Genomic DNA, 15130 nt, shown 5'->3' with positions numbered 1-15130 from the left:
CTCACTTCACCAGCGGCCCGAGCGTGCGTTCCATGACGCAGTCGTTCTCGAACTTCCTGTCGTAGGACGTCGTGCGGCCGTACCAGTGGCCCCTGACGCGCACGGAGACGGGGGAGTAGTTGCGCGGGCACGCGCCCGGATCGACGTTGAGATCCTTGACCACGCCGTCGACCTCGTGCAACTCCGCGCAGGCCGTGCGCGGGCGCGGGTGGGTGCCGCCGTCGGGGTCGCAGGTGAGCCGCATCGAGTACGCGCCGCCGCCGTTGCTCGGCGTGACGGTGATGAACAGCAGCACGCCCGGCTCGTCGGCGGCGGCGGCACCGGCCGGGCTCGCCCCGAACGGGGCGACGAGCGCGGCGGACGCGCACAGGGCTAGGGCGGCCGTCCTGCGAGCGGCGGTCAGCACGGATTTCATGGAACCTCCCTGGTCAACGTGCGCCCCGAGAGTGGCGGCGCACGTCAAATGACTACAGGCAGTCACCATACCGATACCACTGGTGAAGGAGTGACAGAATGCTGTCTCCGCTGATCACAACCCTCCCGCCGCCGGGCGTGGCCGGCTCAGCGCACGGCCTCGACCAGGGCGCGCAGGAGGGCCGCTCGGCGCGGCATCTCGGCCACCACCACGTGCTCGTGGTCGGCGTGCGCGCCGCCGCCCACCGCGCCCAGCCCGTCGAGCGTCGGGCAGCCGGCCCCGGCGGTGAAGTTCCCGTCGGAGGCGCCGCCCACCGCGGCGGCGGTCAGCGGGCCCACGTCCAGCCCGCCGGCCAGCTCCTGGGCCAGGGCGTAGAGCGAGGCCGACATGGCGGCTTCGAGCGGCGGCCGGTTGGGGCCCCCTTCGACCTCCAGCCGCGTGCCGGGCACCACGGGGGCCAGCGCCCGCATCGCGGCGTCCACCCGCAGCTGCTCGGCGACCGTGCCGGCCCGCACGTCGACCCCCACCGTCGCCTCGGCCGGGACGGTGTTGAGCGTCGTCCCGCCGCGCAGCACGGTCGGGGTGACCGTCGTGTCACCGGCTCCCAGGGCGGCGATGGCCAGGATCTGGTGCGCCAGCTCGACGCCCGCGTTCGCGCCCTTCTCCGGCTCCAGCCCGGCGTGGGCCGCCTTGCCGCGCACCCGCAGCGTGTACATCGACGTGCCCTTGCGGGACGTCTTCAGCGCGCCGCCGTCGGCGCTGGCCTCCATGACGAACGCGGCGGCCAGCCCCCGCGCGGTGTCCGCGATCAGCGGCGCGGAGGTGATCGAGCCCAGCTCCTCGTCACCGGTGATCAACAGCGTGACGCCGTCGAGCGAGCCGAGCCCGGCGAGCGCGTGGAAGGTCTGCACCAGCCCGGCCTTCATGTCGAACACGCCCGGCCCGCGCGCCACCCCGTCGATGACCGACCAGGGGTGGGTCGCCAGCGTGCCGATCGGCCAGACGGTGTCGTGGTGGCCGAGCAGCAGCACCCTGGGCGTGCCGAACGACCAGCGCAGATGGGTGACGCCGTCGATCACCAGGAACTCCGGCCGGGCCCCCAGGTGGCGGGCCCCCATCGCGGCCACGACCTCGGCGCTGCGGGCCACGGCCTCAAGGTCGCGCGAGAACGACTCGCACAGGACCAGCTCCTCCAGATCGTCGATCATGCCAGCCGCTCTCCGAGGAACCGGTGGACGTTCCCTCCGATGATCTTGGCGACATCCTTCTCCGGCAGGCCGCGGGCGAGCAGCCCCTCGGTCACCATGGGCAGCCCGGCGGGCCCCTCCAGGCCGGGGATCGACGCCTTGGGGTCGAGGCCGTCGGGCTCCAGGTCCTCGCAGCACGGGGGCGTCAGGTCGTCCATGACCTCGCGGATGAAGTCGGGGCCGAGGCCGACGTGGTCGATCCCGGCCACCTGCGCGACGTGCTCGATGTGGTCGAGCAGGCGGTCGAGCGTCATGTCCTCGGTGCGCTCGGCCAGGAAGGGGGCGAAGAAGTTCACGCAGACCACGCCGCCCGTGGCGGCGACCGCGCGGAGCTGGTCGTCGGTGAGGTTGCGGTGGTGGTCGCGCAGCGCGCGGGCCGCGGAGTGGGTGGCCATGACCGGCTTGGTCGCCAGCTCCAGCACGTGGGCCACGCCCGACGCGCCGAGGTGCGAGACGTCGAACACCATGCCCAGGCGCTCCATCTCGCCCAGGGCGGCCACGCCGCGGCTGGTCAGGCCGCTGCCGGTGGCGTCCTCCGCGCTGCCGTCGGCCAGCGGCGTACGCCCGAAGTGGGCGATCGAGGCCACCCGCACGCCCAGCCGGTGGACGGTCGAGATCAGCTCGACGCTCTCGTCGAGCCCCGGCATGCTCTCCAGCGCGAGCACCAGGGCGATCTTGCCTTCCTCCAGCGCCGCGTCGATCGCCGAGGCGTCGAGACAGAGCCGTACGGCGTCGGGGTTGCCCTCCGCGATCACGTGGGCGCACTCGATCATGCGCAGCGTCTGCCGCAGCGCGCCCTCGGGCCGGTACTGGTCGTCGATGAAGACCGGCAGGATCTGCAGGTCGACCCCGCCCTCGACGAGCTGCGGCAGCCACCGCTCGCGGAAGAAGGAGGCCCACTGCCGGGGCGGCCGGGCGGCGACCGCCATGAGCAGATCATTGTGGGTGTCGGCCACGACGGCACGCCGATGCAGGGGAAGCGTCATGCGAAGGACGTTACCGCGCGCCCCCGACCTGCTCCAATGCGCCTCAAGTCCGATTTTTCGCCCATATCTTGTTCACCGCACCGAAGACGGGACCTCCTCGATCCTCCGGTACGCCCCGTCCGGCGGCCGGGCGGTGAGCCGCCGGTAGAGCGTCGTCGGGCCGGGCCAGTTGTTGGTGACCCGTCCCTCGGCCGTCTTGTACCAGCTCCGGCACCCCTCGCCCCACACCATGCGGGCCATCGCCGCGTCGAGCTGCCTGGTCCAGGCGGCCATCGCCGCGGGACGCACCTCGATCGGCCCCTGCTCGGCCACCCGCGCCAGGCATGCCATGACGTGCCGCACCTGGCACTCGATCATGTAGATGATCGAGTTGTGCCCGAGGTTCGTGTTCGGGCCGTAGAGCAGGAACATGTTGGGGAAGCCGGGCACCGAGATGCCGAGGTAGGCCTGCGCGCCGTCGCGCCACTGCTCGGCCAGCGACCGCCCGCCGAGCCCGGTGACCTCCATCGGGGCCAGGAACTCGGTGCTCAGGAAGCCGGTGGCGTACACGATCGTGTCGGCCTCGCGCAGCCCCTCGGCGGTCTCCACGCCCTTCGGCCCGATCCGGACGATCGGATCGGTGACGACCTCGACGTCCGGCCTGGTCAGCGCCGGGTAGAAGGCGCTGTCGATGACGACGCGCTTGCAGCCGGGCGGATAGCCGGGCGTCAGCTTCGCCCGCAGGACGGGGTCGGGGACCTGGGCGCGCAGATGGGCCAGGGCGCGCTTCTTCAGCAGGCCGGCGCTCCAGCCCTCGGCCAGGGCCGGGTAGAGCGTGGCCTCGCCGTACCGGTAGATCAACTCCCGGTAGACCCGCTGGAGGCCCGGGACGTAGTGGAAGGCCAGCCGGGTCAGCGGGCCGAAGGTGGCGTCCGGCTTGGGGATCACCCAGTTGGGCGTGCGCTGGAAGACGTCGAGGTGCGCGGCCCGCTCGGCGACGGTCGGGATGAGCTGGGCCGCCGACGAGCCGCTGCCGATCACGGCGACGCGGCGGCCGGTGAGGTCGTGGTCGTGGTTCCAGCGGGCCGAGTGGAAGGAGACGCCCTCGAAGTCGGACATGCCGGGGATCTCGGGCAGGTGGGGGCGGTTGAGCTGGCCCACGCTCATGACGACCACGTCGAACGCCTCGGTGCGCTCGCCGCCGTCGTGGACGCTGGTGACCTGCCAGCGGCGGCCGTCGAAGACCGCTCGCCGTACTTCAGCCCCGAAGCGGATTTTTCGCCTGACGTCGTATTTATCGGCGCAATGCTCTAGATAGGCGAGGATTTCGGGTTGGGCTGGGTAACGGCGGGTCCAGCTCGCGTACTTCTCGAACGAGTACGAGTACAGGTGCGAGGGGATGTCGCAGCCCGCGCCCGGATAGCTGTTGTCCCGCCACGTGCCGCCGAGGTCGGCGGCCTTCTCGAAGACCGTGAACGAGCCGATCCCGGCACGCTGCAGCCGGATCGCCATGCACAGGCCGCCGAAGCCCGCTCCGATGATCGCGACGCTGGGTGTCATGCCGTCCTCCGCGAAGTCAGGATCCACTTACAGTACGCCGGACCGCGTTCTGGCGACACCCTCCGCCACGCCCCGCGCCACCCTTCCGCGGGCCGGTAGTCTGCGCAGGTGGCTGCTGTGACGCTGACTGAAGTGATCGAGGTGCTCGAGGCGGCCTACCCGCCCGCTCGGGCCGAGTCGTGGGACGCGGTGGGGCTGGTCTGCGGCGACCCCGCCCAGCGGGTGCACAAGGTGCTGTTCGCCGTCGATCCGGTCGCGGTCGTGGGCGAGGAGGCCCTCGACTGGGGCGCCGACCTGATCGTCACCCACCACCCGCTCTACCTGCGCGGCACCACCAGCGTGGCCGCCACCACGCCCAAGGGCCGCCTGATCCACCGCCTGATCAAGCACGAGGTCGCCCTCTACACCGCCCACACCAACGCCGACACCGCCAATCCCGGCGTCTCCGACGCCCTGGCCAGGGCCGTGGGCCTGACCGGCGACCTCGTACCGCTCCAGCCCTTCCCCGACGACCCCTGGCGCGGCCTGGGCCGCATCGGCGAGCTGCCCGAGCCCATGACGCTGGGGGAGTTCGCCGCGCAGGCCGCCAAGGGGCTGCCGCGCACCGCCGGCGGCCTGCGCGTGGCGGGCGACCTGGCCCGGCCGGTCTCGCGCGTCGCGGTCAGCGGCGGCGCCGGCGACTCGCTGCTCGGTGCGGCCAGGTCCGCGGACGTCGACGTGTTCCTCACGGCCGACCTCCGGCACCATCCGGCCGGTGAGTTCGTCGAGTCCGGTGGCCCGGCCCTGATCGACGCCGCCCACTGGGCCACCGAATGGCCCTGGCTCGACAGCGCGGCGTCCATCCTGCGCCTAAGTGGCGTTACCGTTGAAACGCGCGTCTCCGCCACGGTCACCGATGCTTGGACAAGAGGATATTGATCATGAAAGCAGCCCCTGAGGCCCAGAAGCGACTGCTCGACCTGGCAGAGCTCGACTCCGTGATCGACCGGCTGGCGCACCGCCGGCGCACCCTGCCCGAGCTGGCCGAGATCGACGAGCAGTCCAAGCGCCTGGCCCGGCTGGTCACCCAGGTCATCGAGGCCGAGACCGAGGCCGGCGACCTCGCGCGCGAGCAGACCAAGGCGGAGACCGACGTCGACGCCGTGCGCACCCGCGCCGACCGCGACCAGAAGCGCCTCGACTCCGGCGCCGTGACCTCGCCCCGCGACCTGGCGAGCCTCCAGTCCGAGATCGCCTCGCTGCAGAAGCGCCAGGGCGACCTGGAGGAGGTCGTGCTGGAGATCATGGAGCGCAGGGAGGCGGCCGACAGCAGGGTCACCGACCTGGCCGCCCAGCGCGACGAGCTGGCCGCCGCCCGCGCCGCCGCCGAGGACCGCCGTGACGCCGCGCTGACCGAGATCGACAAGGAGGCGGGCGAGGTCCGGGGCCGCCGCGCCGCCGTCGCCGGCGAGATCCCCGCCGACCTGCTCAAGCTCTACGACAAGCTCAAGGAGCAGTACGTCGTGGGCGCCGCCATGCTGCGCGGCGGGCGTTGCCAGGGCTGCAAGGTGGCCCTGTCCATCGCCGAGATGAACTCCATCAAGGCCGCCCCCCACGACGAGGTGCTGCGCTGCGAGGAGTGCCGGCGGATCCTGGTCCGCACCCCGGAGTCCGGCCTGTGACGTCCTACGTCATCGAGGCCGACGGCGGCTCGCGCGGCAACCCCGGCCCGGCCGGCTACGGCGCGGTCGTCCGGGACGCCGCCGACGGCCAGGTGCTGGCCGAGGCCGCCGAGGCCATCGGCGTCGCGACCAACAACGTGGCCGAGTACCGGGGGCTGATCGCCGGGCTGACCGCAGTGCTGGGCGTGGGCGGCGAGGGCGCCGAGGTGGCCGTGCGGATGGACTCCAAGCTGGTCATCGAGCAGATGGCGGGCCGCTGGAAGATCAAGAACGAGGGGCTGCGTCCGCTCGCCCTTGAGGCCGGCGCGCTGGCCAGGCGGCTGCGGGTGGTCGAGTGGACCTGGATCCCGCGCGAGCACAACAAGCACGCCGACCGGCTGGCCAACGAGGCCATGGACGCCGCCGCCAAGGGCCTGACCTGGAAGGCGGGCGGCACCCACGACACCGGCGCGGGGGCCGCGGCCGTGCCCGCGGTCCGCACCCCGGCGCCGGTCGTCGAGCAGACCGATCTCCTCGACGCGGGCGCCATCGCCGAGCTGTCGGCCCCGACGGCCTCCGTGGCCGCCGCCCAGCAGCGCTCCAAGGGCACCGGCTGGGCCCCGCCCACCCGCGTGGCCACCTCGTTGCTGCTGCTCAGGCACGGCGAGACGCCGCTGTCGGTCGAACGCAGGTTCTCCGGCCTGGGCGACGCCGAGCTCACCGCCAACGGGCTGGCCCAGGCGGCGGCTGCCGCCGAGCGGTTGTCGCGGGAGCCGTACCGGCCGGACGTCATCGTCTCCTCGCCGCTCAAGCGGGCCAGGCAGACGGCCGAGGCCGTGGCCCAGCGCACCGGGCTCGACGTCGAGATCGACGAAGACCTCAGGGAAGCCGACTTCGGCGCCTGGGAGGGGCACACGTTCACCGAGGTGCAGCGCGAGTGGCCCGCCGAGCTGGCCGCCTGGCTGGCCGGCCCCGACGCCGCGCCGCCCGGCGGCGAGAGCTTCGCCACGGCGGCCCGCCGCGTCCAGGCGGCGGGGGAGCGGCTGGTGGAGCGCTACGAGGGCAAGACCGTGCTCGTCGTCTCCCACGTGACACCGATCAAGATGTTGCTGCGCGACGCCCTCACGGCGCCGCTGGGCGCGCTCTACCGGATGCACCTCGACCTGGCCTGCCTGTCGCTGATCGAGTACTACGCCGACGGCCCCGCCGTGGTGAAGTCCTTCAACGACACAGCCCACCTACGCTGAGCACCTCCGCCGACACACCCCATCCGCCTTGAGCGCACCGGTGGCGCCGTCGTGCTTCGACCGGCCCGGGTGCGTTGAGCGCGGCGGTGGAGCCGTGCTTCGACCGGCCCTGGTGCGTTGAGCGCGGCCGCGCCGGGAGCCGCCAGAACATCCCGGCGCGGCCACTGCTGCCTCCGCCCCCCTCAGGCGGTGACAAGCCCATCCCACCCAATCGATCTTGCGACTCGGTTGGGAACGGCTTGAGGTTTGATAACCTCCCTGAAGACGAGTCGGCCGGGCGGCCGCGTCGGGCCTTCGGGCCCGCCGAGGAAGGTCCGGGCTCCACAGGGCAGGGTGGTCGGTAACGCCGACCCGGGGTGACCCGCGGGACAGTGCCACAGAAAGCAGACCGCCTTCCACCTCGGTGGGAGGTGAGGGTGAAAGGGTGGTGTAAGAGACCACCAGCGCCCACGGTGACGTGGGCGGCTAGGTAAACCCCACCCGGAGCAAGGTCAAGAAGGGACGCTCTCCGGAGCGTTCCGCGCGCGACGTTCGAGGGCTGCCCGCCCGAGTCGCGCGGGTAGACCGCTTGAGGCCGCCGGCAACGGCGGCCCTAGATGGATGGTCGCCCCTTCGTTCGCGAAGGACAGAACCCGGCCTACAGGCCGGCTCGTCTCTCACCTCCCAGTTCCTGGGCCTCGCGGCCGTGCACGATCAGGGCGTACAGCACGAGTACGTCCACCGCGATGACCGCGAGCGACCACCACGGGTTGACCGCGATCCAGGTCAGCTGCGTCATCGCGTTGATCATGACGAGGACCACCGCCACGACGCGGGCCCAGGTCTGCCCCACGGTCACCGCGATGCCGGTCAGGAGCAGGACGATCCCGAACAACAGGTGGATCCAGCCCCAGGTGCCGATGTTGAAGAACAGCAGGCGGGATGGTGTGCGGACGAACAGCCCGCTGTTGATCACCGCGTAGAGACCGGTGATGATGTTGAAAACGCCGGCCATGATCATGAGCATGCCGGCGAACCATACCCAGCCCACCCAGCCCGTGACGGGCCTGCTCTGGTACGTCATCGTCGAACCCTCCCCCGTGAGTTCACGTACACCGGCAGTCACCTGCCCGTCGAGCTGAGCTGTATGCGTCTTCACAGCTCACAAGGTTTCGACCACGCGTCAGGCGCCCGGCGAAGGACCGAACCCCAGCCACCTCCGGCGACGCCTGACAGCCTCAGCCCCCTTGGCGGCCTCGGTCCCCTTGACGGCGCTCACACCGGGCCCTGACGGCGGTCGCGGGGTCAGGCGGAGCGGGCGTCCCAGGCGGCGAGGATGGCGGCCTCCTTCTCCGGGGCCATCCCGTGCACCATCCTGCGCCCGTAGGAACGCTGCTCCTCCGGGATCTCCCGCAGCCACGCCCACGTGTCGCGCACGGTTTCCGCGACCGGACGCGCCCGCAGCCCCGCAGCCTCGGCCTTGCCCGTCGGCACGCTCCAGAAGTTGTCGTTCTCCTCCGACGGCGGCCCGCCCCACAGCGGCAGCTCCACGAACGCCCCGGCCCCCTGCGCGACCAGGAACTCCGCGTCCATCCACACGAACTCCGCGTCGGACCCGGTGACCTGCTTGCACAGCTCCAGCCACTCGCCGTAGGTGGTGTTGCCCGCCGGGCCGGTCACCGCGAACCGGCCGGCGACGCCCTGCTCGGCCTGGTCGAGGGTGAAGATGGCGACGTCGCGGGCGTCGACGAGCTGCATCGGCGCGGCCGGATCGCCGGGCGCCAGCACCCGGCCGCCCCGCGAGATGCGGGTCAGCCACCAGGGCAGCCGGGCCACGTTCTCGTACGGGCCGAGGATCAGCCCAGGCTGGATGATCAGCGCGTTGCCGTCGAAACCCTGCTCGACCGCCCGCTCGCACCCGGCCTTCAGCACGCCGTAGTCGCCGTCGTCGGGGCCGGCGTCGGGCTCGCACGGCCATCCGCCGGTGTCCTCGGTCGCCGCCTTGGCGGGGAACCCGTCGAGGGCCGAGACGCTGGAGATGAACGCGTACGTCGCCGCCCGGCCCGACAGCGCCCGCACCGACTCGCCCACCACCCGCGGCACATACCCGGACGTGTCCACCACGAAGTCCCACGGCCCGCCGTCGGCCAGCCGCTCCAGGTCGGCGACGGACTCCCGGTCGCCGCGCACGGCCTGGACGCCCGGCACGTCGCCGCCACTCTGCCCTCTGTTGAACGTCGTGACCTCATGGCCACGCGCCAACGCCTCCTCCGCGATGGCGCGCCCCAGGAACCCCGTGCCGCCGATGAGCAAAATCTTCATGAACCCATCTTCCGCGCCCGGCGGGGCGCGGGCTCACAACTTCACGGAGAGCGAAGACCGCAGCGGCGGCACCAGGTGCACCCGCGCCGACCCGATGTCGAAGTACAGGCCCACCAGCTCCAGCTTGCCCGCCCTGACCTGCTCGTCCACCTTCCGGTAGGTGCGCAGGTTCTCCAGCTGCTGCTGGACGTTCACCCGGCACAACACGTCGAGGGCCCCCTTGTGCAGCCGGTCGCCCTCGGTCTCGATGAACCTGGCCAGGCTGTGGTTCCCGTGCCGCAGCCACCGCCGCAGCCCCGGCAGGCTGCCGGCCTGCACCCCGGCGCTGAGCACCCCGGCCATGGCCCCGCACCCCGAATGCCCGCACACGGTGATCGTGCGCACGCCGAGCACCTGCGTGGCGTACTCGATCGCGGCCACCACCGAGTCGTCGTGCGGCTCGGAGCCGCGGCGCGGCACCAGGTTGCCGATGTTGCGCACGGTGAACAGGTCGCCGGGACCGCTCGCCGTGATCAGGCTGGGCACGATCCTGGAGTCGGCGCAGGTGATGAACAGGTGGGTCGGCTGCTGCTTGCGCGCGAGCTCGGTGAAGATCGGCCGGACCAGCGGCGCCGTGGTGCGGTGGAAGTCGCGCGTCCCCTCGGTGCAGGTCACCGGGGTCGAGCCGCCGTCGTCGGGGATGGCGCGGCGCTGCGGGCGGGCCCGCCGCTGCGCCCACGGCACCCATCGCCGGTCCGGCGACCCGCCGGGACAGGCGCGGCCCCCGCCGGACGCCAGCGTGTACCACTCGTCGTGCGGCTCGTCGAGATCGACCGTGCCGCCCGCCTGCTCGTGGTCCAGCCGCCAGGAGTGGATGGCCTCGAAGGCCGCGTTGTCCATGAAGTCGATGGTGAGGTCGAGGTCGACCGGCGTGCCCGCGGGGATCGACCGCAGCTCGTGCGTCAGCCTGGGCACGCCGAGGAACGTCAGCGAGCCGCTGATCGTCACGTGCAGCCGGCCGTCCGGCTCCTCGCGCCTGCGCACGCTCACCCAGGTCAGCCGGCGCAGCGCCAGCAGCGCGGCCAGCGCCGCCCCCGCCAGTACTCCCTCGGCCAGGCCCAGCACGATCACCGTCACCGCCGTCACCGCGTAGACCGGCACCTCGCCGTGCCCGCGGCCCTTCCTGACGCGCGCCAGCCCCACCAGCCGCACGCCGGTGAACACCAGCAGCGCCGCCAGCGCCTCCAGCGGGATCAGCCGCACCGTCCAGCCGAAACCCACCGCGAAGCCCAGCACCCACACCCCGTGCAGGATCGCCGCCGACCGGGTGCGGCCGCCCGCCCGCACGTTCGCCTCCGTACGCACGACGCCGCCGGCGACCGGCAGCCCGCCCAGTGCCCCCGACACCATGTTGGCCACGCCCTGACCGGTCAGCTCCTGGTCGAGGTCGGCGCGGCGGCCGGGGTGCGTCCCGTCGGCGGCGGACGCGCACAGCAGCGACTCGACGCTGCCCAGCAGCGCCACGAGCAGCACCGCGCCCACGATCGTGTGCCAGTCGGCGGACGGCAGCACCGGGAAACCCCACCCGGCGAAGCTGCCCGCCAGGTCGACGTGCGTGACGTCCCAGCCGGCCAGCCAGGCGACGCCCGCCGTGGCCGGCAGCGCCACCAGCGGCGCGGGCACCACCCTGACCCGGGCCGGCAGCCGCGTCCACGACGCCAGCACCACGATCGTGAACAGGCCCAGCGCGACCTTGTGCCCGTGGAGGCCGGCGATCTGGCCGGGCAGGTCGGCGAGGTTGGCCAGGGCCGAGAGCTGGGGCTGCCCGCCGAGGACCACGTGGAGCTGGGAGAGCGCGAGGATCACGCCGACCGCGCCCAGCAGGCCGCGCAGGACCGCGGGGGAGACGGCCGGGACGACCCGGGCTGCCTTGACCACGCCGAGCACGAGCTGGACGACCCCCGCCAGCAGCGTGATCATGCACGTGGCCCGCCAGCCGTGGACCCGCACCAGCTCCACGACCACCGCGGACACCCCTGCGGCCGGCCCGCTCACCTGGACGGCAGACCCGCCCAGCGAGCCGGCCACCACCCCGCCCACGACGGCGGCGATGAGCCCGGCGGCCGGCGGGGCGCCCGAGGCCGCCGCGATGCCCAGGGAGAACGGGACTGCGACGAGGAAGACCACGAGCGAAGCGGGTAGATCATGCCGTAGCGTACGCAACCAGCTACTGAGGGTATCGCCGATCATGTCGGAAACCCTAGTGGTGCGCCACCCCCGCTTTAGGGGGTCGTCGCGGGGGTTTTACTCATTCGGTAAGGGGCCGGAGATCACCGGTAGTAGTCGTTGTAGTCCTGCTCGGGGGCGCGGCGACGGCCGCCGCCGTTGTCGGCCTGGCCGGGCGTCGCCGCGCCCTGCGACTGCCCGCCGTACGTCGGCCAGTTCGCCGTGCCGGACGGCGGCTCGGGCCAGGCGGGGCCGGGCCCGGCGGTGAAGTCGCCGGTCTCGTACGCGATGGAGGACGGCGCGGGCGTCGCCGGCGGAGCCGACAGGACGTCGTCGTAGGCCGAGACCGCGCGGGCGGGAACGGTCGGCGTGCCGGTGGCCGGAGAGGGGCCCGTGATGGGGGAGCCGGAGTCGTCGGCCACGGCCCAGCCGGCGCGCACCTCGTACGAGGCCGGGAACGCGGCGGCGGGCGAGGCGGTGGCGGCGGGCTGCTCCACGAAGGCGGGCCAGGAGCTCGCCGGGCCGCCGTAGGAGGCGGGGGAGGGGTCGTCGAGGATGTCGGGCGAGGCGGCGGGCCAGGAGCCTGAGGTGGCCGCGGCGGGCGCGCCCGTCCAGGTGGTCTCAAGGGCGTCGGCCGCGTTGTTGGCGGCGTTGTTGTACGCGGGGAACGGGTCGCTGGTCGGCGCGCCGTGGATCGGCGCGACCGGCGCGACCGGGAAGGACCCGCTGGAGGTGACGCCTGCGTAGGACCCGCCGGCGGCGGCCGGGTGGGCGGGGAACGAGCCGCCGCCCGCTGCCGGGACGGCCGGGTGGGCGCCGCTCGCGGGCAGGGGCTCGGGGCGGGAGGCCGGCACGACCGGCTGGGCGCCGCCGCCGAGAAGGCTGAGCACGTCGGGCGTGGGCGCCGCGAACGTCACCGTGCGCTGGTCGGCCAGGTCGGAGGCGGAGGGAGTGGGCCGCTTGGCGGGCTCCACCAGGTCGGCGAGGTTGGCCGCCGCGGCGGCGGCGGGCTGGCGCTGGGGCAGCGGGGCCTGGACGGTCGCGGCGTTGGGGTCGGCCGCGGCGGCCACGGGCTTGGGCTTGGCGGGACGCTCCCGGCGCTCGGCGGGCTGCTCACGCTCGACGGGACGGGAGGCGCCCTTCCGGGCCGCCACGGTGCCGCCGGCGCCGAAACCGCCCTCCTCCGCGTCGCTGCGGATGTTCGCCCAGAACTCCTCGTCCTCGTGGTCGGTGGTCGGGTTGCCCCACTCGTCGACGCCACGCCTGCCACGCTGGCCGGTGCGGACGGGTTTGGGCTTCACCTCGTCGATCGGGGAGAAGTCAGGGCTGAAATTGGCCATGCGCGGTTCGTGCGCGGCGAACTCGTCGGTGGACCGGGCGTGCGTCATCTCCTCCTTCTCGGCCATCTCCTTCAGCCGTTCCGGAGGGAGAGAGCTCTCCCGGCGGTTCATGGAACGCATGCCCAGTGCCACGACGACGAGCACGAGGAGCACGACAGCGACCAAGCTCACGACGACCGCGATCATTGCACCACCCTCAAAGCCATGGCCTCCCTGTGGCATCGGTGAGATCGCGCGGCCATCGACGCGATCTGCCCCCTTTGATCACCAATGCCTAACAATTGGATCTGATTCTGTCGGACCACTATGAGAGTTGTCACACCCTACGCAAAGAATTGGTCCATCCGGTCTACCTGCGGTGATCGACCTGTCACTGGATGTTCACCGCCGTCAGCCGGCCTCGGGCGATGGTGTGGTCGGCGATCTTCTTCAAGATCTCGGGGAGGCCGCCCTCCGTCACCACGACCTTGTCGTTCAGCGTGTAGACGGTGAACCGGTAGCTGCCCGGAGTGTTGCAGGGCGGTTCGTAGCCCGCCTTCCCACTGGTCACCGTGGCCTGGCTGGAGCCCTCTGGCGGACTCTCGGCGGCACCCGGCCCCAGCTCGGTCGTGGTCGCCGGGATGTTGTAGAGCACCCAGTGAACGGCCGATTCGGAGGGAGTATGGGAGTCGACCACGATCGCGATCGACTTCGCCTTCGGCAAGGGCTCGCTGGACCAGCGCAGCGGGGGGCTGCCCTGGCGGCCTCGGCAGGAGAACTCGCTCGGCAGCGGCATGCCGTCGCGCAACTCCGGACTCGAGACGTTGATCTCCGCGATCTCCTTGGCCTGGGATCTTCCGATGCCCAGGGCGGCGCAACCTGACAGGGTGAGCGCGAAAGCCACCACTGTCACACTGACAGCGGCCCGCCTCACACGTGATGCCGTGTTACACAGCCCCATGCCGGATGATGCTACGCGGCTCTCGGCGGTGCGCAGACCGTTTCCCGATGGTCGGTCGTCGGTAAAGGAGCCGAAACCGGGCCGAATGCGGGGATCCGGGGGGTGAAGTTGGCCACAGGGACGCCGTCGGCGAAGGGCCGGGCGTGACGATCCGATGACCTTCCTGGCCTGCCCGTTCCCCGGGGTGCGCGGTGCCGTCCCGGGGCGCGAGACGACAGGACAAAACGGGCATGGTTTCGGACGTCGCCCAGCACGCAAAATTCAGATGCGTCGAACGAGGCAGATGTGCTTTGCGCAGGGGGTGCGGCTGCCCGGATCTCCACGCCTTGCGGGAGAGCGGCGGCCCAGGTCTCCGCGTCTTGCGGGAAGGCGGAGGCCGTCGCGTCTCTGCGGCTTATGGGAGGGCGGGGCCGTCGCGTTGCTGTGCTTGCGGGGGACGGCGGCTGCCACGCTTCGTGAGGGCGTTTCGCGCGTGGTGCGGTAACGCGCCGCCGGGCCTGGATGGCACGAACGTGGCGCCGCCGACGTGGCCCAGCTCGACAGCCTGCGGCCGGCCGCCACCGAGCATGCACCCGCCGCCCTCGGCCGGCCGTCCGACACGCCGCGCCGCCCGCCCGATCTTTACCTGCCGCCACTCCCTCGGCTCTTGCCCTATGACCCTGGGCGGGCGGGCCGGGGGATGGAGGAGATCTTGGGGGCGGGGTCAGATCGTCTTTCGGGGCGTGCGCCCTAAGCTGGTTCTTGTGACGTCAAAAGGCCCACTGCGTGACCCCGCGCACCGCGTCTCGCCCAAAGCCCGCCGCCTGTGGTTGCTGCAGGCGGCGATCGGGTTCGTGTTGTTCGTGGGCGGTTCGGCCGTGGTGGCCGGGTGGGTAGGCGGCAGCGGCTGGTCGTGGGTCCCGTCGTGGTTCGCCGCGCGTTCCTGGTTGTTGCCGCTGGTGGTCGGGGTCGTGCTGACGCCGTTCCTGGCGGCGGAGCCGTTCATCAGGTACGCCGTCCACCGCTGGGAGTTGTCGGGCGACGTCGTCTACGCCAGGTCGGGGTTCCTGACCAGGGAATGGGTGTTCGTGCCGGTGAGCCGCATCCAGACCGTCGACAAGGGCCAGGGGTGGATGGAACGGCTGCTCGGCCTGGCCACGCTGGAGATCCGCACCGCCTCGCACGCGGGCTCGTCCACGATCAAGGGCCTCGACTTCGAGGTGGCGGCCGGGCTCGCTGAACGGCTCGCCCACCGCGCCGAGGAACTCAGGGACGACGCCACGTGACCCAG

13 protein-coding genes and 1 other RNA gene are annotated in these 15130 nt (G+C 72.4%); 6 read left to right on the top strand and 8 right to left on the bottom strand.

Annotated elements, in window-relative coordinates:
* Nucleotide 1: 1 nt before the first annotated feature.
* The 4 genes from ACIBST_RS30115 to ACIBST_RS30100 all read right to left on the bottom strand — a co-directional run bounded on the left by ACIBST_RS30115 (nt 2) and on the right by ACIBST_RS30100 (nt 4187).
* Entirely contained in the window at nt 2-415 is a 414-nt protein-coding gene (locus tag ACIBST_RS30115; RefSeq protein WP_397176514.1) for an SSI family serine proteinase inhibitor, read from the bottom strand.
* A gap of 146 nt (nt 416-561) precedes the next feature.
* Nucleotides 562-1623, bottom strand: a complete 1062-nt coding sequence (locus tag ACIBST_RS30110; protein ID WP_397176513.1) for a M20 family metallopeptidase — start codon at nt 1621-1623, stop codon at nt 562-564.
* Nucleotides 1620-2648 carry a dipeptidase gene (locus ACIBST_RS30105; protein ID WP_397176511.1) on the bottom strand — a complete coding sequence of 343 codons (1029 nt, stop codon included), beginning with the start codon at nt 2646-2648 and terminating at the stop codon, nt 1620-1622. Before ACIBST_RS30105 ends, ACIBST_RS30110 begins: the two co-directional genes overlap by 4 nt.
* A 72-nt stretch (nt 2649-2720) precedes the next feature.
* Nucleotides 2721-4187 carry a flavin-containing monooxygenase gene (locus tag ACIBST_RS30100; protein ID WP_397176509.1) on the bottom strand — a complete coding sequence of 489 codons (1467 nt, stop codon included), beginning with the start codon at nt 4185-4187 and terminating at the stop codon, nt 2721-2723.
* 117 nt (nt 4188-4304) lie between these two features.
* Between ACIBST_RS30100 and ACIBST_RS30095 the strand changes: the two genes are divergently transcribed.
* The 5 genes from ACIBST_RS30095 (at nt 4305) to ACIBST_RS30075 (ending at nt 8036) form a co-directional block, all read left to right on the top strand.
* Nucleotides 4305-5105, top strand: coding sequence for a Nif3-like dinuclear metal center hexameric protein (locus ACIBST_RS30095; protein WP_397176508.1), 801 nt, complete (start codon nt 4305-4307; stop codon nt 5103-5105).
* Between the two features lie 2 nt (nt 5106-5107).
* The gene (locus tag ACIBST_RS30090; protein ID WP_397176506.1) at nt 5108-5848 is read left to right on the top strand and encodes a zinc ribbon domain-containing protein; all 741 of its coding nucleotides are present in this window, start codon (nt 5108-5110) and stop codon (nt 5846-5848) included.
* Nucleotides 5845-7074: a bifunctional RNase H/acid phosphatase gene (locus ACIBST_RS30085; protein ID WP_397176504.1), complete on the top strand. Its 1230-nt coding sequence runs from the start codon at nt 5845-5847 to the stop codon at nt 7072-7074. The genes ACIBST_RS30090 and ACIBST_RS30085 overlap by 4 nt, the downstream gene beginning before the upstream one ends.
* 265 nt (nt 7075-7339) lie before the next feature.
* Nucleotides 7340-7730: RNase P RNA component class A (rnpB, locus tag ACIBST_RS30080), an RNA gene on the top strand.
* 69 nt (nt 7731-7799) lie between these two features.
* Complete coding sequence (locus tag ACIBST_RS30075) at nt 7800-8036, top strand: hypothetical protein (protein ID WP_397176503.1); 237 nt, start codon at nt 7800-7802, stop codon at nt 8034-8036.
* 322 nt (nt 8037-8358) lie between these two features.
* Here ACIBST_RS30075 and ACIBST_RS30070 read toward each other — a convergent pair whose 3' ends face one another.
* The 4 genes from ACIBST_RS30070 to ACIBST_RS30055 all read right to left on the bottom strand — a co-directional run bounded on the left by ACIBST_RS30070 (nt 8359) and on the right by ACIBST_RS30055 (nt 13803).
* Nucleotides 8359-9375: an NAD-dependent epimerase/dehydratase family protein gene (locus tag ACIBST_RS30070; RefSeq protein ID WP_397176501.1), complete on the bottom strand. Its 1017-nt coding sequence runs from the start codon at nt 9373-9375 to the stop codon at nt 8359-8361.
* 33 nt (nt 9376-9408) lie between these two features.
* A complete protein-coding gene (locus ACIBST_RS30065) occupies nt 9409-11604 on the bottom strand; it encodes a SulP family inorganic anion transporter (RefSeq protein WP_397176499.1) in 2196 nt (731 codons plus the stop codon).
* A gap of 80 nt (nt 11605-11684) precedes the next feature.
* Nucleotides 11685-13091: a hypothetical protein gene (locus ACIBST_RS30060; protein ID WP_397176497.1), complete on the bottom strand. Its 1407-nt coding sequence runs from the start codon at nt 13089-13091 to the stop codon at nt 11685-11687.
* A 199-nt stretch (nt 13092-13290) separates the two neighbouring features.
* Nucleotides 13291-13803, bottom strand: coding sequence for a YbhB/YbcL family Raf kinase inhibitor-like protein (locus tag ACIBST_RS30055; protein WP_397176496.1), 513 nt, complete (start codon nt 13801-13803; stop codon nt 13291-13293).
* An 800-nt stretch (nt 13804-14603) separates the two neighbouring features.
* Between ACIBST_RS30055 and ACIBST_RS30050 the strand changes: the two genes are divergently transcribed.
* Complete coding sequence (locus tag ACIBST_RS30050; RefSeq protein ID WP_358284587.1) at nt 14604-15125, top strand: PH domain-containing protein; 522 nt, start codon at nt 14604-14606, stop codon at nt 15123-15125.
* Nucleotides 15126-15130 lie beyond the last annotated feature (5 nt).

Source organism: Nonomuraea sp. NPDC049684 (assembly GCF_044465345.1).
GTDB lineage: Bacteria > Actinomycetota > Actinomycetes > Streptosporangiales > Streptosporangiaceae > Nonomuraea.
Note: the sequence above shows the minus strand (reverse complement) of the source record. Positions and strands in the feature narration are given on the sequence as shown.